Source organism: Cellulomonas sp. NPDC055163 (genome assembly GCF_053607065.1).
Map to the genome: position 1 here is coordinate 124,686 of NZ_JBSGSU010000001.1, position 20,948 is coordinate 145,633.

The window sequence follows — 20,948 nt, forward strand, 5'->3', positions numbered from 1 at the left end:
CGTCGGTGCCCGACCCTAGACTCCGCGCCGTGACCACCCGGACCTTCGCGCACCCCTCCCAAGTGGAGGACGACGGCCTCGTGCTCGGCCTCGCACCCGCGCTCACGCCCGCGGGCGTCGAGGCGGACCCGAGCTTCTGCCACGGGTTCGCCGCCGAGCCGCAGGTGCTGGCACGCGGGCTGGTCACCCTGGCGGACGTGACCGCCACCCGGTACTTCCAGTACGCACCGAGCACCCTGCGTGACCCTGTGCTGACGGCGCACGGCGACCGCCTGCGCGCCGAGTGCTTCTCCGCCTGCAACGGCGTGTACGCGCGGCTCGACCTGCTGCCCGACGCGTTCGACTCCGGCACGATCGGCCACGGCACCACGAACGTCGACATCGGCCCGGGCACCCGGGCGGCGCTGACCCACGTGGGCCGTACCCGGCTGCTGCACCTGGACGTCGGCCGCGGCGGGCTGACGGTGTCGAGCCCCGAGGGCACGGCCGTCGAGCGGCCCGTCGAGATGCCGGACCGCTGGGTCCGGGCGCTCGGGAACGTCGCCGAGATGCACCACGGGCTGCCGCACGCGTTCACGGTCGGTGCCGCCGGTGCCCGCGCGTTCCTCGCCGCGCTGCCCGCGGCGACCGCGGCCGGCCGGTCGGGCTGGCTCGTCGCGGCACGGGACACGGTCCGCGTGTCGCCGCGCCCGAGCGCCGGCGGGGTGCACGTCGCAGGGCTGCACCGGCTGAGCGCCGCCAAGCGTCTGCTCACGCACGTCACGGGGCTGACCGTGCACGGCACCAGCGACGCGGGCCCTGCCGTCGTCGAGCTCGCCCTGCCCGGTGCGCGCCTCGTCCTGGGCCTGACCGACGAGCCGCACCGCGGGCACTCGGGCGAGGGCGCCCTGCTGCCGGCGCTCGCCGGTCCGACGGCCGTCGAGGACGCCGACCTGGTGGCGGCCCTGCTCGCGTTCGAGCCGGTCGTCGACGTGTCGCGCCTCGCCCGCGAGTCCGCGCTCGAGGAGGCCCGGGTCCGCGCGGCCCTGGCGGTGCTCGCCGCCGACGGCCGCATCGGCTGGGACGTGCACGACGCCGCCTGGTTCCACCGCGAGCTGCCGCACGACCCGGCGCGCGTCGACAAGGACAACCCGCGACTCGTCGGCGCGCGCCGCCTCGTCGACGACGGTGCCGTGAGCCCCGCCGGCGACGGGTGGGACGTCCGGCGACGCACCGGCGACGGCCCCGCGTACCGGGTGACCCGGGGCGCCGACGGCGACCGGTGCACGTGCCCGTGGTACCTGCGGCACGGTGCGGGGCGGGGGCCGTGCGCGCACGTCCTGGCCGTGCGGATCCGGACGGGGCAGGGCGGATGAGCAGCCGGGCGGAGCTGGCGGCGGCGGTCCAGGTGTTCCGCGACCTCGGGTGGGCGTCGGTGCGCGTCGAGGACGTCGAGCACCTGCCCGTGGGCACGCCGGAGCAGCAGCGGGTCGCGCGCGCGGGCCTGAGGTCGGGCGCGTGGGGTGAGCACCGCCACGTCGGCACGGGCTACCGGTGGGTGAGCCACACCGGCGTGGACGACAACGTGCTCGTCCTGTTCGCGGTGCGCGTCGGGGTGGATGCACGGCGCTGCGTGCAGGTGCTGACCCGCACCCCTTTCCGCGTCGACCACGCCCTCGCGGCGCGGCTCCTGCAGCAGCGGGGCCCCGGCTTCGCCGCGCGGTTCGTCGAGGCGGCGAGCCGCCCGAACCTGCGTCTCTGGGAGCACGGGCTGTCCGCGCTGGCCGGGGTGACGGTGCGCCTGGTCGACGAGCTCGACCTCGCGGTGCCCGACTCCGTCGAGTACCTCACGGACTGGTGCGTGTACGCGGCGCACCTGCTGGCGGGTCAGGCGGAGGCCGCGGGCGTCGACGCGCCGACGGCGCACGCGTGGATGCGGAGCGCCCTTCCCCCGGGCCACCACCTGGGGGTCGAGCCCGAGCGGGTGCTGCGCCGGGCCGCCGAGCACATCCGGGCGGCCGTCGCCGCCGGTGTCCCCGCGACCGGACCGCTCGCCCTGGTGCTGCCGACGGCCGTGCGGCGGGGCCTGCTGCCGCGCGAGGAAGGGCTGGAGCTCACGGTCGCGGCGCTCGACGCCGCGAGGCGCCCGGGCGACCGCGCGGCCCTCGCCCGTGTCCTCACCGGACCGCTCGCGGTGACCGGCGCCGAGCTCGTGGCGCGCGTCGACGCTCTGGTCCCCGCGCTCGCGCACGGCGAGCCCGCCGTGGTCGAGGCCCTCGCGCCGGCGCTCGTCACGGGCGTCCCGGACGACGCGCTGGCCGAGGTGCTCACCGTCGCCCTGCTGGTCCGCACGCGCAAGGCACAGCGGCTGCTGCTCACGACCGCAGCGGGGCGGGCGCGGCCCGCGGACGACGTGGTCGAGGCGGTGGCGCCGCTGGTGCTGCCGCTCGCGGCGTCGACCGACCGGACGCTCGCCCGTGCCGCCGCCGCCCTGGTCCGCGCGTGGGCGATCCCCGAGGAGCCGGAGCTGCGGGCCACCCCGACGCCGCAAGGTCTGTGGCGGCCGACGCCCGCGCTGTGGCAGGTGCCCCGGTTCGACGTCGGCGAGGTGAGCGCCGACGCGCTCACGGCCGCCGCCGCGACCCTGACGCGACGTCCGGAGAACGACGTCGTCGACATCGAGGTCGAGCGGTTCCTCGCGCTCTCGAACGCCGTCGCGCACGCGGACCCCGCGGCAGCCCGCACCGCCCTGGGCGGGGTCCGCAACCAGTGGGTCGCGGGGCTGCGCTGCGTCCCGTCCTGGCTCGCGGGCGAGACGTCGCCGCTCGCGGACCGGCCGGCAGCGCCGCGCGGCGAGTGGCCGGAGCGCGCGGTCGTGCACGGGCCGCTCGCGGCGCGGGAGGCCGCGGTCGTCGCTCGGCTCGGGGAGGTGCCGGTGCTGCTGTCGACGCCCACGTGGCTGGACCTGCGCATCGACCCGGCGGACCTCGTCGTGCGCCTGCGCGCCTGCGCGGACGCCGGTGCGGCCGTCGCGGAGGGCGACCTCTACCTCGCGCTGACGCGGACCGATGTCGCGCTCGCGACGGACGAGGTGCGCGCCGAGCTCGCGACGCTGGACGTGCCGGTCGTGCTCGGCGGGGCGTCCGCCGGGACCCGCCCCGGCGTGCGGGAGACGATCCGACGGGCGCTGGGCCGGGTGGCCGGCGGTTCGGACCCGGACGTCGCGGCAGGGCCACTCGCCGCGCGCTACCTCCTCGACCCGTTCGTCGACCCGGGCCTGCGGCGCCTCGACGAGAGATGGCGGCACTGGGCGCCCGGCGTGTTCCCGGCGCCGAGCTCCCTGGCGAGCCTGCCGGTACGCGTCGGTCCCGACAACCCCGCAGGTCCGGAGGTGTTCCCGACCTGGGGCGACGCGGCCGGTGTCGACGTCGGCTCGGCGGACGGCGCCGAGGGCGGCCTGCGCCTGCGGCAGGTGGCGCGCCGGGCCACGCCGCTGCCCCCGGGCCTGGCGGTGAACCTCGTCGGGGCGCAGCGCCACCTGCACCCCGTCGCGGCGCCAGACGCTTCGGCGGCCGTGATGGAGGCGTGGGAGCGCGGGCTGCTCGTCCCCGGCGTCGCGGACGTCGGGCTGCTGGGCTGGTCGCACACGCCCGCGGGCCTCGGGTCGTTCGCCGCCGCCGCGCTCGAGCTCGCGGCCGACGGGGTGCTGAGCGTCGTCTGGCCGCTGCTCGACGACGCGCTCGGGGCGTCCACGAGAGCGTCGCGCCTGCTCTCGGGGACGGCCGAGGTCGCCGAGGCCGTGGCGACGCTGCTGCCGGAGGTGCGCGCCGCGGTCACCGCGGGCATCGCGCCGGCGTCGGCGCTGGACCTGCCCGGTGTGCGCGCGCTCGCCGCTCGCAGCGGGTCGTCACGGGCGGTCACCGCAGCGCGGGCCGTCGTCGCGGACCTCCCGCCGCCGGCCGCGCCCACCGCCGCGCCGGAGGTGGTCGTCGCGCCGGCCCGGCCCTTCGACGAGCTGTGGCCACGCGGTGCCGGGACCCGGCCCGCTGTCGCCGACGGTGCGACGCTCACGGTCGTCCCGGGGGTGTGGCGCCGGTCGCTGGCGCTCGACGTGGCGCTGCCGGACGGTGCTGCGTACCGCGTCGACAAGCAGTGGTTCTACGACCTGGAGCACGAGGGCCAGTGCGAGGCGGTCGCGCACCCCGTGACCGCCGTCGCCACGCGTGAGGCAAGGTCGTGGCTGCGATGGGACGCGGCGGCCGGCCGGCTGGTCGTCTCCCCGCACCGCAACTGGCGCGGGGGCGACGACGGGCCGCTGAGCCCGCGCACGCCCACGCCGCCGCTGACGACGTCGATGGTCGCGTCGCTGCTGCTCGCGCTGTGCCAGGACCCTCCGCACACCTACTACGTGCTGGAGGTCGTCGGCCGGGGCCTCGTGGGGTCGGACTCCGTCACGTCCGCGATGCGGGCGCTGCTGCCCTCGCCGCTCGTCAGCCCGGCACGCATCGCGAAGCCGCTCGACGCCGAGCCCACGACGCTGGCGGTCCTGTGGCCCGTCCTCGTCGAGTCGGTCCGGCACGCCGCGACCGTCGACGGCACGCCGCCGCAGTGGCTGCACCGCGTGCTCGACGTCACGCTCCACCACGCCGCCACCCTGCGGGAGGCTGCCGACCGCGGTCTGCTGCCGGGAGACGCCGCGGCGTGGCCGGGCCTGCGCGATCTCGCTGCCACCTCGCGCTCGGCACCCGTGCGCCGCAAGGCTGCGGCGCTGGTCGAGCAGCTCCTCAGAGCGTGAGGAGCGGTCCGCCGCGCGGCGACCACGTCGCTGGTCTCGACCTATCCGAACGTGCCCCGATCTGAGCTGCACGTCCGCGGAGGACACTCGGAACCGAGGACCGTGGACACTCGCTGGACGGCGCGGGCGCTCTGTCGGGAGGTCGCGCCGGTTCCTCAGGACGACACGCCGGTCCCCGGGACGCTGTCGCCCGAGACGCGCGGCGCCCGGAGCAGGACGACGCCGAGACCCAGAAGTCCCAGGTACCAGACGGCGTAGACGGTCGACCCGGCCGCGGCGAGAGGGTCGACCTCGAACCACCCGGCCGGGACGAGCGTGACCGTCCACGCGGCCGCGAGCACGGCGAGCGACCTGCGCAGCCACGCGGGTGCGACGTCGGCGGCGTGCCAGGCGAGCACGGCGATCCCGACGGCCCAGGCCCCCTGGAGCAGCCAGCCGAGGTGCTCGCCGAGCGCGCCGCCCGCGTAGGCGTTGACGAGGTCGTAGGCCGCGGCGGTGGCGTCCTTGGTCGCGGCGGTCGCGGACGCGTCGAGGTAGCGCTCGGCAAGACCGGGGACGACGAGCGGCCAGCGCACCCAGCCGAGGCACTGGACGACGGGCGCGAGGACGCCGAACGCGGTGACGGTCAGCAGCGCCGTGTCGGTCCCGCGGCTTCCGGCGACGATCCGGTGCAGCGCGATCACGCCCGGGACGAGGACGAGGCTCCCGACCATCTGGAGGACGAACAACGCCCGCACGACCGCCTCGTCCTCGGCGAACGCGGGCAGGGCCTCCGTGGCCGGGGCGTCCAGGACGTCGGGCCAGCCGAAGACCACGCTCAGACCGACGCTGGCGGCAGCCGCGATCGCGGCCGAGGCGATGAGCGAGGAGGCGGCGGTGCGGCGGTCGCTGGGCATGGAGGCTCCTCGGACGGCAGTGGCGAGAACACTGTTCTCGTTGACGCACCGAGTCTCCTAGGCCCCTCGCGCGGAGTCAAGAGCGCTGTTCTCGTTACTCTGCGGTCATGGCCCGACCAATCAGCGAGCAGCGACGCCAGGAGATGTCTGCGGCGATCCTGCGGTCCGCACGCGCGCAGCTCGAGACGGCCGGGGTCGAGGGCGTCGCCCTGCGCGAGGTCGCGAGGGACATCGGGATCGCTGTCTCCGCCCTCTACCGGTACGTCGACGACCGCGACGCGCTCATCACCGCCCTGCTCGTCGATGCCTTCACCGACCACGCCGCCGCGGTCGACGCCGCGGTCGACGCCGCCGACCCCGACGACGTCCCCGGCGCGATCGCCGCCGCCTTGCGCGCGTACCGGTCGTGGTCCGTGCGCCATCCTGCGTACTTCGGCCTCGCTTTCGGTGCGCCGGTGCCCGGCTACCGCGCGCCCGCGGACCGCACCGTCGCGGCAGCCGTCCGCCCGGGGAGCCGCATCATGGCCCTCTACGGATGCGCCCACGCTGCCGGCCTCGTCGACCCCGACGTGCTGGCACGCCGCGCCGCGCTCCTCGACGACGGGACCGCGAGCGGATTCGCAGCCCTCGCGCAGCGGCAGTCCTACGACCTCCCGGTCGCAGCCGTCGCGCTCGCCGTCGACGCCTTCGTCCGTGTGCACGGGTTCGTCGTCATGGAGGTCTTCGGGCAGCTCCGGCCGCTCGTCAGCCCGGCGGACGCCTACTTCGACTCGCTCCTGCGCGAGACCATCGCCGCGATGGGCCTCGACAGCAACCGCAGCGACGGTGCGGGCGCGCCCGGCTAGCGTCCGCAGCACCCTCCTGGTCGACCTCGAGCCGCAGCCGGCACGAGCCGCGACATCACTCGCCCGTCACCGGAGACTCAGGCACCGCTCTGTCCGGCCCTCGCGAGTCGCTCGAGGGTTTGTCCCGGGTCGCCGTCCCGTCGCCGCGGCGCGCGGCCGACGACGCCTCGCACCTCATCGTCTGCGCCGATCGCGCCCCCGACGAGCCTCGTGCCAGGGTGAGGCCACCCTCGCCTCGTTAGCGCTCACATCGGCGGAATCTGGGATCCAGGAGGCAGACGAGATGCACCGAATCGCCCGACGGCTGCTGCTCGCCGTCACGCTCTGCGTCGCGCTCGCGGGAGGTGTCACGGCCCCGCCCGCCTCCGCCGAGAGCAACGGGGGCACCCGCGTGATACCCCTGGGCGACTCGATCACGGACGGCGTCGGCTTCCCCGGAGGCGGCGGCTACCGCGTCGGGCTGTGGCAGCGCCTGGCCCAGAACGGCTACACCACGGACTTCGTGGGGTCGGGCTTCAACGGGCCGGGAAGCGGGTGCACCTCGTCGACATGTACCGGGCGCTGACCACCGCCGACCTCGCCGACGGCGTGCACCCCAACGCGACGGGCTACGACACGATGGCGGCCACCTGGTTCGCCGCGCTGCGAGCCGTGCCGGGGAGCATCGGCAACCCGGCCGGGAACCCCGAGAACCCCGGGAACAGCGCCCGGTGGACACCTCGGCCTGGTACATGCTCGTCAACCGCAACAGCGGCAAGGCCATCGACGTGTACAACCTGTCCACCGCCGGCGGCGCCCGCATCACCCAGTGGTCCCGCAACGGCGGGACCCGGCAGCAGTGGCAGTTCGTCAGCACCGGCAACGGCTACGACGAGCTGAGGTCGCGGCTGTCGGGCAAGGTCCTCGACGTGGCCGCGAAGTCGACCGCCGACGGTGCGGCGATCCAGCAGTGGAGCGACAACAACGGCGCCAACCAGCAGTTCAGCATCCAGACGATCGACGGGTACGTCCAGCTGATCAACCGGAACAGCGGCAAGGCCGTCGAGGTGCAGGGTGCCTCCACCGCCGACGGCGGGAACATCGTCCAGTACTCCGACTGGAACGGCTCCAACCAGCAGTGGCAGCCCGTCGAGGTGGGCTGAGCCGGGCGCGTCACTCCGGTTCGACGGCGACGAGCGGCCCCTCGTCGGCGGTCGGGGTCTCGAACCCGTCGAGGTAGCGGCGGGCGAGGTCCGGCGGCACGGCGACATCGTGGGGCCCTGTGCCGGTGCGTGCGGCGAGCCGGCTCAGGACGGTCTCGCGCGGCGTGACCAGGTGGTGGACGACCGCGGTGACGCCGAGCCCCGCGGCGAGCTCGCGGTAGGACTCCCGGGTCGCGCGCGACCAGAACGAGGCGTCGACGACCGCGTCGCGCCGCTGCCCGACGAGCTCGACGAGCCGCGCCCGCAGGTGGGCGTGCACCTCGGCGGCGACCTCCTCGGGCAGGGGGTGCACCCGGTGGCCGGCGCGCCACGCCGCCTCGTCGAACGACAACCGCGCGTAGCCCGCTCGCTCGAGCCGGCGCGCGTGCGTCGACTTCCCGGACCCGGCCGGCCCGCACACGAGCACGACCGACGCGGGCTCGTGGAGCGACCGCGTGTGGTGCCGTAGCCCGTCGGTGGTGTCGTGCGGCGCGCGCGTCGCGTCGACCAGCCGGGGCTCGACGGGCACGAAGCCGGCGTCCCGGGCGACGCGCAGCGAGGGCAGGTTGGTGGCGTCGACCCGCAGCAGCGCCGTGCGCGCGGCACCGAGGCCGGTACCGCCGTCGGCCAGCCACGCGCACACCAGCCGCACCGCGCGCGCTGCGTACCCGCGTCCGCGCCACCGCGGGAACACGGCGTAGGAGAGGTTGACCGACCCGGGTGCCAGCCCGGGGAGCGCCAGGTGCGCCTCGACGGTCCCCGCGAGCTCGCCCGACGCGGCGTCGACCACGCCGAGGTGCCGACGCGGGCCGCCCGTGCGCCACGCCTGCCGGTTCTCGCCGATCCACGCGGCCAGCCGCCCCGGCTCGGACCGGTGGCCCTCATTGAGCCACCGCACCTGGTCGTCGTCCTCGCCCGCAAGCATCGCCGCGGCGTCGGAGGTGCGCAGGCAGCGCAGCGTCACGACGCCGTCCCCGAGGACGACGAACGGTGGGCCGTCGAGGACGCCGTCGCTGCTGCTCACCGGCCCATCGTCCGGGAGCGGCCGCCGCACCACACCCCGATTTCCGCCAGGCACGGATCCCGGGCCGCGACCGCGGCGACGGTTGTGATCGCCGCGGGTGACCGGGTGTTCGAGGGAACCTGGCGTGGAACAGTGGGCGTGACGGCCGACGCGCGCGGCCGCCGTGGCTCCAGGGGGTGGGGAATGGCTCCGCATCGACCTGCACGGGCCGCGCACCCGGACCGCCCCGTCGAGGGTGTGCCGGCTGGGAGCACAGCGCGGACGGCCGACGGCGACGCCCTGCACCGGCTGCAGCGTTCGGCGGGGAACCACGCCGTGACCCAGCTGCTCGCGTCCGAGCGCGCGGGCCGGCTCGACGCTCGGCCCGGCGCACGGCTCGACGCTCCGCCCCGCGGACCCTGGCGACCAGCGCCGACCATCCAGCGCACCGTCCTCCTCCTCGGTGCTCCGATGACGGCCGCTCAGCTGCAGCTGCAGCCGCAGGTCCACGCCTACCTCCTGGCGCGGAGCGCTGCGAGCAGTGCTCGGGCGCTGGACATCCTCTCGACGTGGTGCCAGTCACCGACGGTGCACTCGTTCGCCGGCTCTGCCGCGCTCGTCAAGGCGATCAGGAGGGCGCTCCGGATGCCGCTCGTGGGGGCGGCGGTCGGTTCCCTGCCCCCGTCGCCGTACCGGGCCGGGGACCTGGTCTTCGCGACCCAGCAGGCCGGGCGCCTGCCGACGCTGTACTTCCAGGCCGGCGGGTCGAGCGGTCGCCTCCGCCAGCAGCACCCGAGCGGCCCCTTGGCCCAGGTCCCGAGGCAGGACAAGGTCGACTACTTCGCCCCGGACCCGGGCGTCTTCCACGGTCAGGGCCTGAAGCACACGGTCTTCCTGGGGACGCCTGCCGAGCAGGCACTGAGCCGAGCTCCGGCGATCGGCCTGCACCACCTCGAGCTGACGTACGTGGGCGACGTGGTCTCGGTTCGCCACCTGTCCGCCGGCCGGGTGGTGAGCGTCGGACCCGATCCCGCCCTCTACCCGCAGCAGACGGTCACGCAGGTCTACAAGGCGGCGATCGGCCAGCCCTGACGCGTCCGTGTCGAGGAGCGAGCCGCCCGGGTCGAGTCGTGAGCCGCCGGGGAGGCGCACCACGCGGCGGCTGTTGCCTCCTCCCGAGCCGAGCCGGGACAATCGGCGGCATGTCAGACCGGAGGGCCGACGACGACCCGAGGTACCGGGCGTCCGACGAGAGCGCACCGCTCGGTCCCGACGGAGCGGCGCTCGCCGCGAGCATGCGCAGCGAGTACGAGCTCCTGGTCAAGGTGGTCTCCGACTTCGACACCCGCCTGCTCACGATCAAGGGCTGGTCGGTGACGCTGTCCCTGGCCGCCCTGGTCCTCGGGTTCCAGCACGACCACTACGCACTGTTCGGGCTCGCGGCCGTGAGTGCGCTGGGCTTCTGGACGATCGACGCCCTCACGAAGACCCATCAGGTGCGCTACTACTCGCGCATGCGCGACATCGAGGTCGCGTCCTTCCACCTGAACCGGGTCGCGCTGCCGACGCTGCTCGGGGACTTCTCCTCACCGCGGATCGACGGGTCGTGGTCGTACGCCGGTCGCGCGCCTGACTGGCGTGGGGACCCCCCGTGGCGGCGCGACCCCGCCGCCGTCCGGCGGCTGGTCCGCCGCTCGTGGTCCATGCCGCACGTCGTCCTGCCGCACGTCATCGCCGTCGTCGTCGGCGGTCTCCTGTTCGTCGCGGCGCTGAGCGGCGTCGGCGAGCTCGGCCAGATGCAGCTCTGATCACTCGCCCTGGCGCCCGGACGTGCACCGGGCGACCGCGTCCGACGTGCCCGCTCCGGGTCGGGTGCGGCTCCGACGAGCAGCGGCGGCGACGGTGGTCCACCATCGGAGGCGACGGGAGCAGCCCCGAGACCTGCGACACCGTCGCGACCGACCCCCGGTGAGGAGCGCACGCATGGCACGGACGGACGACGCGGTCGCCGAGGTCTGGGACGACTGGCAGGCCGCGGTCACGATGACGCCCGCGGCTCTCGAGCGGTGGCTCGAGAGCGAGGAGTCGGGGTCGGTCGGTGACGCGGTCGGCGACGGCGAGTCGACGGGCCACCGGTCCGGGCGACGCATCGTCGAGATCCTGCGCACGAACAAGACGGAGCTCACGGCCGACGACGCGGCGCACATGCGCAAGGTCGTCGGGTACGTGCACCGGCACCTCGCGCAGCGGCCCGACGGCGACGTGACGGACACGCCGTGGCGGTGGTCGCTCATGAACTGGGGACACGACCCCCTCGCCTGAGCCGGAGCGCGCGGGCGCACCCCCGGGGGCGTCCGCGCGCCGGACGGCGCGTGCGACCTAGTGCGCGCGGGCCCGGCGTGGAGCAGCGCGCAGGACGGACGACGGCGACGTCCCGCACCGGTTGCACCCGCAGCACCGTCCGACCGGGAGCCACGAGCTCCCGGCCCGCGGTCAGTGCGGGCGGAACTCGCGGTAGCTGATGACGCGCCCCGCGCGTGACAGCGCGCTCATCTGACCCCAGATCCGGCGCATCATGCCCGCGGCACCGGTGCCGAGCGGGCCGGCGATGATGACGTCCGCCTTCGCGATGAGGGTCGCCAGGTGCGCCTCGGAGACCGCGCGGCCGCCGTTCGCGGCCTTGACCGCCCGCAGCAGCTGGCTCTTCTCCGCGGCGGGGGCGACCTTGAACCACTCGACCATGTTGGCGTGCGTCCACGCCTCGCTCGTCTGGATGGCGCCCCCACGGCTGCCCAGCTTCGCCAGGTAGGGCCCTCCCTCGGTCCACTTGCACTCGATCTGCCAGATCTTGAACCTGCCGTCCGGGCCCGTGCCGAAGGCGATGATGTCGATCCCCTGGCCGCTGCGGTGCTGGGCCCGGAAGGCGTACGTGACTCCCTCCATGCCCGCGACCTCGCCCCGCAGCGTGCTGGCGAGGACCGACAGCTCGAACCGGTCGCCCCAGTGGCGCGGCATCGGGCCCGCGTCGATCGCCGCCATCGCCGACTCGGCGGACCGGAGCTGCTGAGGGGTCCGCTGCACGCGCAGCTCGCTCACGGTGACGGGAGGCGTCGCCTCGGCGGGCACGGCGAACGCGATCCCACCGCCGGTGACCTCGAGCGCCGGCTCGACCGGCTCCTCGTCGGCGAGCTCGTGCGCGCCGACCGCCACGCCGGCGCCGGCGACCGCGCCACCGAGGTCGTTGCGGGCGCCCTTCGTCACCGCCATCCGCGCCTGGGCTGCCGCCTCCTGGGCCTCGATCGACCCGTGCAGCTCGGCGCGCGCAGCGCTGCGCGTGGCGCTGCGTGCCTGCTTTATCGCCCCGCCGACCGCCATCGCGTCGAGGAAGACGCCCACGCTCGCCACCACGGCCTCGAGGAGGGCGCCGTCGACGGCCCCCTTCTGCACCAGCTGCAGCTCGTCCTTGATCGCCGCGTTCTCGAGCGGTCGGAGGTTCAGGTACTTGTCCCAGCTCGCTGCGGCCATCCCCGCGCTGATCCCGATGCCCGCCCCGACGAGGACGGCCGCGGAGAGCCCGCCGGTGAAGGGTGCAGCGATGAGCGCGAACGCCGACGCCATCCCCAGCCCGAGGTCCACCCAGAAGTCGCGCGCCTTCTTCTTGTCGAGGTCGTCCCGGGCGAGCGCGGAGTACAGCGGCGTGTCCCAGGCACGCGTGCTCGTCGCGGGCTTCTGCAGCGTGCCGGTGAGCAGCTGCTGCTGGATGGGGACGAGGTCGTACTGCGTGATGCCCGAGCCGAGCGCCTTCTCGGAGTCGCCGATCGCCCGGAGGGTCCCGCGGAGCGTCGCCTCGACCTCCTTGCGGGCCTTGGACGCGTCGGTCGTCGTGCCGAGGTCCTGGAGCCGGCCCTGGGTCATGGCGGCGTGGATCGACGGGTAGGCGCGGGCGTAGGCGGCGATCTGCCCGGCGAGGGCCTGGTGGTGGCCGGCGACCTCGGTGTACGGCGCCATGTCCACCGGGTCCTGACCTGTCGGCGCGTACGACGGCTTCGTCGTCGGGCTGAAGGTGGCGACGGTGCCGTGCTGGACCAGGAGCTCCTTCGGGGGCGCCTGGAGCTCCTTATACGCGCCCGCCTCGTCGCCGGGGTGCCGGTTCCCGACCGCGACCATCAGCGCCTGCGACATGTCGTAGCCGACCGCGACCTCGGCGAGCTCCTTCGACAGCGTCTCGAGCTGCGCGGCGATCTTGGCCGCCTTGAGCATCTCGTCGACGTACGAGTCGACCTCTGCCGCGGGCTTGGCCGCGACCCCGCCACCCAGGTCGAGCCCGACGGAGCCGCCCTCCTCCTGGGTCAGGCGACGGTTCTCCTGGAGGTAGGCGCGGGCCGCGTCCATGATGTCGGTACCGAAGGCGCGGATGTCCTCCGCGAACCGCTCGGTGAGCGGCTCGCACTCGGCCAGGGACAGCTTCCACAGCGCCTTCTGCTCGGCGATCACCGTCCCGAGCCCGCCGCCGAAGCTCAGCCAGAGGTCCGTCACCTGCCGCTCGGCGCCCTTGTCCACGACGGTGTCGAGCATCTCGCGGATCAGCCGGATCCTCATGCCTGCGTCGAGGTCGCCCAGCCTGCCGGCGGCCCGCACGCACAGCGCCTCGGCGACGTCGTCCCGGTCCGACGTCATGAGGGCGTCGAGCACCTGGTGCGCCAACCCGATGTCCTTCCCGGCGAGGAGGCGGTCGGCGAGGTGCCGACCCAGGCCCTCGTCGTCGACCGACAGGTAGGCACGCGGCGACAGGTAGGCGGTGGCGTACCTGCCCATGACGTCAGCGACGCTCGTCAGCTCGGCGGCGTCGCGCTGGAGGAACCCGGTCACCGCAGCGTTGCCCGCCACCGTCTGGAGCGCGAGGACGTGGACCGCGGACGACGGTGCGACGGCCGGCCCCGCCGCTCCCGCCGGCTTCGGGGCCGGGGCCCGCTGCCGCTCCTCCGCTGCGGGGACGGGGCCGGCGTGCGCGGTGTCGTGCGGCGTCATCGCGCGGTCCGTGGGCGCATCGCACGGGGGCCGGCTGGCACGGTCACCCCCTCCGAGGAACGGTGGACGGGTCGACGCTATCCATCGCGAGGAGGCCGTCGCTGCCCTATCGGGACGACCTTCGGGCCGACCGGGCCGACCCGACGACGGCGGTGCGACACCGGCGGCCCAGCGCTGGTGCAGCCGCCGTCACCGGGCGCGCGGCCCTGCCGCGACGAGCACGCCCTCGACCTCCGCGTCCATCAGGACGTCCGCGTCGAGCCCGGTCGGTAACCTGCGCAGCGGGCAGGTCCGCCGGGCCCAGGGCATGCCTCCACGCTCGGCACCCTTGCCGCGACTCCCGAGGCGCTGCCAGCCTGGAGCCCCCGTCCGGCCGGAGGCACTCATGGGCAAGCTCGTCTACGCAGCCAACACCTCGCTCGACGGCTACCTGGAGGACGAGGACGGCTCGTTCGACTGGTCGGAGCCCGACGAGGAGGTGCACGCGTTCTGGAACGACCACGAACGCGGCATCGGCACGTCGCTCTACGGCCGGCGCATGTACGAGACGATGCGCGTCTGGGAGACCGACGACTGGTTGGTGGACGAGCCCGCTGTCGTCCGCGAGTACGCCGGGATCTGGCGCGACGCCGACAAGGTCGTGTACTCCACGACGCTCGACGCCGTCACGACCGCGCGGACGACGATCGAGCGAGGCTTCGACCCGGAGGCCGTGCGGCGACTCAAGGAGGCGTCCGGCTCCGACCTGAGCGTCGGTGGCGCGGCGCTCGCGGCCGAGGCGTTCCGGCACGGGCTCGTCGACGAGTGCGTCCTGCTCGTGTGCCCGGTCCTCGTGGGCGGCGGCAAGCCGGCGCTGCCCCGGAGGGTCCGGCTCGACCTGGAGCTGCTCGACAGCCGGCGGTTCGCGAACGGCGTGGTCTACGTGCGCCACGCCGTCCGACGCGCGCCCTGACGTGGCGCGAGCCCGCGGCGCGGGCGGTCAGGGACGAACCTCCCGCTGACGCTCCCACTCGTCCTTCGTGATCTCGTAGCGGTAGCCACCCAGCTCGGAGCCCTCGACCGCCAGCATGTCGTCGGGCGTCGGCAACGTCCGCGTGACCGTCATCCCGACCTTCTCCATCACGCGCTGCGACGGACGGTTCAGCGCCATCGTGTCTCCCCAGACGGCACGCACGTCGAGCTCCGTGAACGCCTTCGCGAGCAGGGCCGCGGACACCTCGGTGGCGTAACCGCGCCCCCAGGCGGCCCGCCGCAGCCGGTACCCGAGCTCGACCTCGTCCAGCGGGCCGTCCCGCTCGGGTCGGAGGCAGAACCACCCGACGAACGCGCCGCGCGCGTTCTCGTACGCCGCGAAGAGCCCGAAGGCACCGGTCCAGCGGTCGTAGGCGGCGAGGAGGCCGGGCAGGATGCGGTCGCGGACCAGCTCGGGCGCGGTCGGCTCGCCCCCGGACAGGTAGCGCATGACGGCGGGGTCGCTGTCGAGCTCGATCAGCAGGTCGGCGTCGTCGGCGCGGAAGCGGCGCAGCGTCACCCGGTCGGTCCGCAGGTAGGTGTCCACGGCGGCCAGCATGCCCGGCCGGGGGCTCGCGGGAGCACCGAATATCCGCGCGCGAGCCCCCGTGGGCGAGCGGCTCAGGCCGTGCGGAAGCGGTCGTAGAACGCGCGGGGGTCCTCGGCGAGCGAGGCCTTGACCATCGCGCTCCACTCGTCGACGACGACCTCGAGGTCGCCGGCCTCGACCGCGTCGAGCGTCCTGCGCACGACGACAGCCGGGTCGGTCTTGGGTCCCTGGAGGGCCTTGGCCATGTCGGTGTCGGCCAGGCCGAGGTGGACGGAGGTGACCTGCGTGCCCTGCCCGGCCAGCTCGAGGCGCAGCGCGTTGCTCATGTTCCAGTTCGCGGCCTTCGACACCGCGTACGCGCCGGCACCGGGGGCGGCGAACCACGACAGCGCGGAGGCGACGTTGACGATCGCCCCTCCGCCGTTGGCCGCGAGGACGGGGGCGAAGGCGCGGACCATCGCGAGCGATCCCCAGAAGTTGACGTCCAGCTCGGCGCGCACGCCGTCCAGGTCGCCGAGCAGCGGCGCACCGGTGGAGATCCCGGCGTTGTTGATCAGGAGGTCGACGTCGCCGGCGAGGGCGGCTGCCGCGGTGACGGCGTCGGGGTCGGTGATGTCGAGGGCGAGGGGCCGGACGCCGGGCAGGTCGAGGGTGTCCGGGTTGCGGGCGCCGGCGTAGACCGTCGCCCCTCGGGCGAGGAGCTCGAGGGTGAAGTGGCGACCGAGGCCGCGGTTGGCGCCGGTGACGAGTGCTGTTGTCATGGGCGGGACGCTATAACCTGACGTTGACGTCAGAGGCAAGTCCGGGTCGGGAGGTGGGGATCGGGTGCGCATCGGGGAGGTCGCCGCACGAGCGGGCGTCAGCGTGCGGGCGCTGCGGTACTACGAGGAGCAGGGCCTGCTCGTCTCCGAGCGCAGCGCCGGCGGTCAGCGCCACTACGCACCGGAGGCGGTCGACCGGGTCCGGTTCATCCAGCACCTCTACGCCGCCGGGCTCGGCAGCAAGGCCGTCCTGGGGATCCTGCCGTGCATGGAGCGCGGCGTCCTCACCGACGAGATGCACGAGCGGCTGCTCGCCGAGCGCGCACGTGTGCAGGCCCAGCTCGACGAGCTCACCGCGACGCGCGACAAGCTCGACGACGTCATCCGGATCGGGCAGGCCCACCGCGCAGGCCCGAGCCGCGATGCGGGCGGGGCGCCGGCCGCGGACCGGAGCGACTGCGCGAACGCCTCCTGACGTCGGGCGCGCACGGCGATCCTGAGAAGACCATCATCAAATGAATCGATTCATAGCGCGGCTCGCGCGGCGCCCGTCTGGTGGACTTGCCAGTCCGTCGCCGGGCGCACACGCCCCGCACGTCCGCTCACCCGAGAGGCCCCCCGTGTTCTCACTACGCAAGGCGCTCACCGTCGCCGCGGCGGCCGCAGTCGCCGTCGCCGGCTCCGTCGCGGTCACCGCCCCGGCGAGCGCCGCCGCCGGCTGCCGCGTCGACTACGCGGTCACCAACCAGTGGCAGAGCGGCTTCGGCGCGGACGTCCGGGTGACGAACCTCAGCGACCCCGTCACCGGGTGGGAGCTCCGCTTCACGTTCGGTGCGGGCCAGGCCGTCACGCAGCTGTGGAGCGGCTCCGTCACCCAGTCCGGCGCCGCGGTGACCGTGCGCAACGCGGCGTGGAACGGGTCGCTCGCCACGAACGGGACGGCGTCATTCGGCTTCAACGGCACGTTCACCGGCTCGAACCCCGCGCCGAGCGCGTTCACGCTCAACGGCGTCGCGTGCACCGGAGCCCCGGTCACCCCCACCACCTCGCCCACCACGTCGCCGACGAGCACGCCGACCCAGTCACCGAGGCCGACGACCACCCCGTCCCCGACGGTCACGCGGACACCGACCCCCACGGCCACCCCCACCCCCACGCCGTCCGCCGGCACGGTCACGGTCGACGCCGCGCAGCTCGTCGCCGGCATGGGCAAGGGCTGGAACCTGGGCAACCAGCTCGAGGCGAACATCAACGGGACGCCCGACGAGACGGCGTGGGGCAACCCCGTCGTGACGGGCGCCCTCCTCGACCGGGTCAAGGCCGCCGGCTTCAGCACCGTGCGCATCCCGGTCTCCTACCTCAGCAAGATCGGCTCCGCGCCGGGCTACACCGTCGACCCCGCGTGGCTCGACCGGGTCGAGGCGGTCGTGAAGCTCGCGTACGACCGCGGGCTCTACGTCGTCATCAACATGCACGGCGACGGCTACAAGAGCGTCGGCGGCGCCTGGCTCATCTGCGACGCGTCCTCCCAGACGACCATCAAGGAGAAGTACCAGAAGGTCTGGCAGCAGGTCGCGTCGGAGCTCCAGACCTACGGCGGACGCCTCGTGTTCGAGTCCATGAACGAGAACTTCGACGGGCAGTACGGCGCGCCGACCCAGCCGTGCTACTCCAACATCAACGCGTACAACCAGATCTTCGTCGACACGGTGCGCCGCACCGGCGGCAACAACGCGTCCCGGTGGCTGCTCGTCCCGGGCTGGAACACCAACATCGACTACACCGCCGGCAGCTACGGCTTCGTCGTCCCGACGGACCAGTACCGGTCGACCGCCGTCCCCAGCGCCGAGCGGCGGATCATGATCTCCGTCCACTACTACGACCCGTGGGACTTCACCGGGACCGAGAGCGGCGCGACCACGCAGTGGGGCCCGAACGCGACGGACCCGGCGAAGAAGACCACGTGGGGCCAGCAGGACTTCATGGACGCGCAGCTCAAGAAGATGCACGACACGTTCGCCACGAAGGGCTACCCCGTCTTCGTCGGCGAGTACGGGTCGATCGACAAGACCGCGTTCGACCCGTCGAACAACCGGTACCGCGCCGACTACGCCCGCACGCTCGTCGCCACCGCGGCGAAGTACGGCGCCGTCACCGCCTACTGGGACAACGGCCACAACGGCCAGTACGGGTTCGCGCTGTTCGACCGGCGCACCGCGACCGTGACGCAGCAGGGCATCATCGACGCCATCATGGGGCGCTGACGGCGACCTGACGGGGGCGCGGCGCGCGCACCTCACCTCGGCGGGCTGCGGCCGTCGTGGTCCTGACTCCCGGGTCCGGACCACGACGGCCGCGCCGCGTCCGCCCGATCGCGCGGAAGCTGCGCCGCAAGGCCCGGCAGGCTGCGGTCCTGGGCTAGACGTGGTCGCCATGACGACGCTGCGCCACGGGAAGATCTGCCACGTCGAGCTGCCCGCGGTCGACCCGCAGGCGTCCGCGGAGTTCTACGCGCGCGTCTTCGGCTGGAAGGTGCGCTCGGCGCACGGCACCTGGTTCTTCGAGGACCCGACCGACGAGGTCAGCGGGCACTGGGTGCGCCACCGGGAGCCGACACCGCCCGGCGTGCTCGTGTACGTCTGGGTCGACGACCTCGCCGCCGCGGTCGAGCGCGTGACCGCGGAGGGGTGCGAGATCGTCCAGCCCGTCGGCGAGGACCCGGGTGAGCTGACCGCCCGGTTCCGCGACCCCGGCGGCAGCGTCGTGGGGCTGTACCAGGAGCCGCTCGGCTGAGCGGGCCGCCCGCGGACCGGAGAGCACGGGACGCACCGTCGTCGTGGGGGTCGACGAGCCGACGTGCGCCGGCAGCTCGTCGGTGCGAGGGCGTCCCCGATCGCCCGCGCGTCGGCGTCGAGGAGCGACCGTTCGCGCCGGGATGCGTCGGGGACGAGGGGCGTCAGACCGCGGGGGGTGTGCCGACGTCCACCCAGGTCGCCTGCGTGAGCGTCTCGAGCTGCTCGAGCGTGAGCCGGACGGCGCTCGAGCGGCTGCCCGCCGCGGGGTAGACCACGTCGTACGCCCGCAGCGACGCGTCCGCGTACACCGGCAGCTCGCGCGGGTGCCCGAGCGGCCCGACGCCGCCGACCGGCTGACCGGTGAGCTGCTCGGTCTCCTCCGCACCGAGCATCCGCGGCTTGGCGCCGAAGCGGTCGCGGAACTTGCGGTTGTCGAGGCGCGCGTCGCCGCTCATGACCAGCAGGAGGACGCTCTCGCCCGCGCGCACGGCGAGGGTCTTGGCGATCTGGCCCGGGCGCACGCCGAGCGCGGCCGCGGCGGCGGAGACGGTCGAGGTGTCCGCGTCCGGCACGAGGACGCTGACACCGGGTGCGTGCTGGTCGAGGAACTGCTGCGTGCGGGCCACGGCGGGCTGCGGGGTGCGGGACTGGGTGGTCACGGCCCCATCGTGCCGTGCGTGCCGGTCATGCGGGGAGCGTGGCGACCTGGGCGAAGGCGGTCAGCTCCGCGTCCCGGGTGACGAGGGTGACGTTCTCGATGACGGCCTGCGCCGCGAGGAACCGGTCGAACGGGTCGCGGTGGTCCCAGACCAGCGAGCCGGCGAGGACCGCGTGCTGCGCGCTGATCGGCAGCTCGGTCGCGCGCAGGTCACGCACACGCTGCTCCCACGCCTGGACGAGCGCCCCGAACTCGGCGGGGAGCCTGCCGAGCCGCGTCTTCGTCGCGACCTCCATCGCGGACGCCGCCGACACGACCAGGTCGTTCGCCGGGTCGGCGAGCGCTGCGCGGGTCGTCGGGTCGACCGTGTCCGGCTCGGCCAGCAGCCACAGCACGACGTGCGTGTCGAGCAGGTACGTGCGGCTCACTCCCACTCCGCCAGCTCGTTCTCGCTCATCGGCTCGAAGAACGAGTCGGGCACCGGCGGCATGGTCATGATCCCGAACGCACGTGGCACCCGGCCCAGCGGGACGAGCTGGACGGCCGGGGTGCCGGCGCGCGCGATCTTCACGACCTCGCCCGACTCGGCGCGGGCGAGGAGCGCGGACAGGTGCGCCTTGGCGTCCTGGACGTTCACGACGGTGTCCATGACGACAGACTAGACGGACCAGACCACCCGGACCAGGGCTTCCGGCGCCGCTACGCGACGCAGACGACGCCCGTGTTCCCGTCCTGGTCCGCGACCACGGTCAGCGACGGCGCGTCGCTGTCGTCGACGACGGTCCCGCCCGCGGCGACGGCCGCGGCGATGCGCCGCTCGGCCGCCTCGGGCGTCAGGTACACCTCGACGTGGAAGCGCTGACGCGCGGGCTCGTCCGCGTCGGCGTTCGCGAACCACAAGTTCGGCACCCGGCCCGTCGCGTCGCGGACCTCGTCACTCGGGGACCCGCGGCCCTGGGACGCCGCGTCGCCGGTCAGGAGGGCGGCCCACACCGGGGCGATGGTCCCGGGCCGTGCCGTGTCGAGGCCGAGCTCGAGCACGCTGACCGAGGCCGGGTCGGCGGCGAGCCCGTGCTCGGCGGCGACCTCGGTGATCCGCCGCGCGAGGTCGAGGTCCTGCTGGGTGACCCACTCGACGACGTGCTCGGTGCCGGTGCCGTCGCGGTAGACGGCGTCGGCGCTGACCAGCTTGAGGTCGACGTACCCCGGGCCGATCGACACGCCCGGGTGGTGCCCGAGGGCGTCGCCCGCCTCCCCGACCGCCGCCACGAAGCGTGCGGCCGCGCCGAAGTCGTCGACCCGGTAGCGGGCGTGCAGCCCCTGGGCCAGCTTGCGCCAGTCGGTCAGCCCGGCCCCGGCGATCTCCTCGCCCGACAGCATGTCCATCGTCGGGACGTTACGGCTCGACGAGCCGGGGGTCCAGGGTCCACGGAGTCCGCGTCGTCG

The 20,948-nt window shown here is 74.5% G+C and carries 21 protein-coding genes; 12 read left to right on the forward strand and 9 right to left on the reverse strand.

Annotation, left to right across the window (positions count from 1 at the left end):
* The first annotated feature begins 29 nt into the window (after positions 1 to 29).
* Together ACWFNE_RS00540 and ACWFNE_RS00545 are read left to right on the forward strand one after the other, a co-directional pair.
* Entirely contained in the window at positions 30 to 1,355 is a 1,326-nt protein-coding gene (locus tag ACWFNE_RS00540; RefSeq protein ID WP_452120500.1) for an SWIM zinc finger family protein, read from the forward strand.
* On the forward strand, positions 1,352 to 4,774 hold the full coding sequence (locus ACWFNE_RS00545; protein WP_452120501.1) for a hypothetical protein: 3,423 nt from the start codon (positions 1,352 to 1,354) through the stop codon (positions 4,772 to 4,774). Before ACWFNE_RS00540 ends, ACWFNE_RS00545 begins: the two co-directional genes overlap by 4 nt.
* A gap of 155 nt (positions 4,775 to 4,929) precedes the next feature.
* On the opposite strand, the gene ACWFNE_RS00550 is transcribed toward ACWFNE_RS00545, so the two are convergent.
* The gene (locus ACWFNE_RS00550) at positions 4,930 to 5,670 is read right to left on the reverse strand and encodes a hypothetical protein (RefSeq protein WP_452120502.1); all 741 of its coding nucleotides are present in this window, start codon (positions 5,668 to 5,670) and stop codon (positions 4,930 to 4,932) included.
* A 107-nt stretch (positions 5,671 to 5,777) separates the two neighbouring features.
* On the opposite strand from ACWFNE_RS00550, the gene ACWFNE_RS00555 reads away from it, so the two are divergent.
* The 3 genes from ACWFNE_RS00555 (at position 5,778) to ACWFNE_RS00565 (ending at position 7,657) form a co-directional block, all read left to right on the forward strand.
* Entirely contained in the window at positions 5,778 to 6,515 is a 738-nt protein-coding gene (locus ACWFNE_RS00555; protein WP_452120503.1) for a TetR/AcrR family transcriptional regulator, read from the forward strand.
* A gap of 283 nt (positions 6,516 to 6,798) precedes the next feature.
* The gene (locus ACWFNE_RS00560; RefSeq protein WP_452120504.1) at positions 6,799 to 7,080 is read left to right on the forward strand and encodes a hypothetical protein; all 282 of its coding nucleotides are present in this window, start codon (positions 6,799 to 6,801) and stop codon (positions 7,078 to 7,080) included.
* Between the two features lie 145 nt (positions 7,081 to 7,225).
* Positions 7,226 to 7,657, forward strand: coding sequence for an RICIN domain-containing protein (locus ACWFNE_RS00565; protein ID WP_452120505.1), 432 nt, complete (start codon positions 7,226 to 7,228; stop codon positions 7,655 to 7,657).
* A 10-nt stretch (positions 7,658 to 7,667) separates the two neighbouring features.
* On the opposite strand, the gene ACWFNE_RS00570 is transcribed toward ACWFNE_RS00565, so the two are convergent.
* Entirely contained in the window at positions 7,668 to 8,720 is a 1,053-nt protein-coding gene (locus tag ACWFNE_RS00570) for a GNAT family N-acetyltransferase (protein ID WP_452120506.1), read from the reverse strand.
* Between the two features lie 450 nt (positions 8,721 to 9,170).
* Between ACWFNE_RS00570 and ACWFNE_RS00575 the strand changes: the two genes are divergently transcribed.
* The 3 genes from ACWFNE_RS00575 (at position 9,171) to ACWFNE_RS00585 (ending at position 11,021) form a co-directional block, all read left to right on the forward strand.
* Positions 9,171 to 9,791: a hypothetical protein gene (locus tag ACWFNE_RS00575; protein WP_452120507.1), complete on the forward strand. Its 621-nt coding sequence runs from the start codon at positions 9,171 to 9,173 to the stop codon at positions 9,789 to 9,791.
* A gap of 110 nt (positions 9,792 to 9,901) precedes the next feature.
* Positions 9,902 to 10,507 carry a hypothetical protein gene (locus ACWFNE_RS00580; protein ID WP_452120508.1) on the forward strand — a complete coding sequence of 202 codons (606 nt, stop codon included), beginning with the start codon at positions 9,902 to 9,904 and terminating at the stop codon, positions 10,505 to 10,507.
* A 175-nt stretch (positions 10,508 to 10,682) separates the two neighbouring features.
* Complete coding sequence (locus ACWFNE_RS00585; RefSeq protein ID WP_452120509.1) at positions 10,683 to 11,021, forward strand: DUF3140 domain-containing protein; 339 nt, start codon at positions 10,683 to 10,685, stop codon at positions 11,019 to 11,021.
* A 171-nt stretch (positions 11,022 to 11,192) separates the two neighbouring features.
* Here the strand turns inward: ACWFNE_RS00585 and ACWFNE_RS00590 are convergent, their stop codons facing one another.
* Positions 11,193 to 13,727 carry a hypothetical protein gene (locus ACWFNE_RS00590; RefSeq protein WP_452120510.1) on the reverse strand — a complete coding sequence of 845 codons (2,535 nt, stop codon included), beginning with the start codon at positions 13,725 to 13,727 and terminating at the stop codon, positions 11,193 to 11,195.
* A gap of 385 nt (positions 13,728 to 14,112) precedes the next feature.
* Between ACWFNE_RS00590 and ACWFNE_RS00595 the strand changes: the two genes are divergently transcribed.
* Positions 14,113 to 14,679: a dihydrofolate reductase family protein gene (locus ACWFNE_RS00595; RefSeq protein ID WP_452120511.1), complete on the forward strand. Its 567-nt coding sequence runs from the start codon at positions 14,113 to 14,115 to the stop codon at positions 14,677 to 14,679.
* Positions 14,680 to 14,706: 27 nt separating this feature from the next.
* Here the strand turns inward: ACWFNE_RS00595 and ACWFNE_RS00600 are convergent, their stop codons facing one another.
* Positions 14,707 to 15,285 carry a GNAT family N-acetyltransferase gene (locus tag ACWFNE_RS00600; RefSeq protein ID WP_452120512.1) on the reverse strand — a complete coding sequence of 193 codons (579 nt, stop codon included), beginning with the start codon at positions 15,283 to 15,285 and terminating at the stop codon, positions 14,707 to 14,709.
* Positions 15,286 to 15,359: 74 nt separating this feature from the next.
* Positions 15,360 to 16,049, reverse strand: coding sequence for an SDR family oxidoreductase (locus ACWFNE_RS00605; RefSeq protein WP_452120513.1), 690 nt, complete (start codon positions 16,047 to 16,049; stop codon positions 15,360 to 15,362).
* Between the two features lie 64 nt (positions 16,050 to 16,113).
* Here ACWFNE_RS00605 and ACWFNE_RS00610 point away from each other — a divergent pair, with 64 nt between their 5' ends.
* The 3 genes from ACWFNE_RS00610 to ACWFNE_RS00620 all read left to right on the forward strand — a co-directional run bounded on the left by ACWFNE_RS00610 (position 16,114) and on the right by ACWFNE_RS00620 (position 18,842).
* The gene (locus ACWFNE_RS00610; RefSeq protein ID WP_452120514.1) at positions 16,114 to 16,524 is read left to right on the forward strand and encodes a MerR family transcriptional regulator; all 411 of its coding nucleotides are present in this window, start codon (positions 16,114 to 16,116) and stop codon (positions 16,522 to 16,524) included.
* 145 nt (positions 16,525 to 16,669) lie between these two features.
* Positions 16,670 to 18,313 carry a cellulase family glycosylhydrolase gene (locus ACWFNE_RS00615; RefSeq protein WP_452120515.1) on the forward strand — a complete coding sequence of 548 codons (1,644 nt, stop codon included), beginning with the start codon at positions 16,670 to 16,672 and terminating at the stop codon, positions 18,311 to 18,313.
* Between the two features lie 169 nt (positions 18,314 to 18,482).
* A complete protein-coding gene (locus tag ACWFNE_RS00620) occupies positions 18,483 to 18,842 on the forward strand; it encodes a VOC family protein (RefSeq protein WP_452120516.1) in 360 nt (119 codons plus the stop codon).
* A gap of 163 nt (positions 18,843 to 19,005) precedes the next feature.
* Here ACWFNE_RS00620 and ACWFNE_RS00625 read toward each other — a convergent pair whose 3' ends face one another.
* From ACWFNE_RS00625 to ACWFNE_RS00640, 4 genes are read right to left on the reverse strand one after another with little or no spacing between them, the layout of a single operon-like run.
* On the reverse strand, positions 19,006 to 19,503 hold the full coding sequence (locus ACWFNE_RS00625; protein ID WP_452120517.1) for a YbaK/EbsC family protein: 498 nt from the start codon (positions 19,501 to 19,503) through the stop codon (positions 19,006 to 19,008).
* Between the two features lie 25 nt (positions 19,504 to 19,528).
* Positions 19,529 to 19,930: a type II toxin-antitoxin system VapC family toxin gene (locus tag ACWFNE_RS00630; RefSeq protein WP_452120518.1), complete on the reverse strand. Its 402-nt coding sequence runs from the start codon at positions 19,928 to 19,930 to the stop codon at positions 19,529 to 19,531.
* Positions 19,927 to 20,151: a type II toxin-antitoxin system Phd/YefM family antitoxin gene (locus ACWFNE_RS00635; RefSeq protein ID WP_452120519.1), complete on the reverse strand. Its 225-nt coding sequence runs from the start codon at positions 20,149 to 20,151 to the stop codon at positions 19,927 to 19,929. The genes ACWFNE_RS00630 and ACWFNE_RS00635 overlap by 4 nt, the downstream gene beginning before the upstream one ends.
* Before the next feature lie 50 nt (positions 20,152 to 20,201).
* A complete protein-coding gene (locus ACWFNE_RS00640; protein ID WP_452120520.1) occupies positions 20,202 to 20,888 on the reverse strand; it encodes a VOC family protein in 687 nt (228 codons plus the stop codon).
* Positions 20,889 to 20,948: the final 60 nt, after the last annotated feature.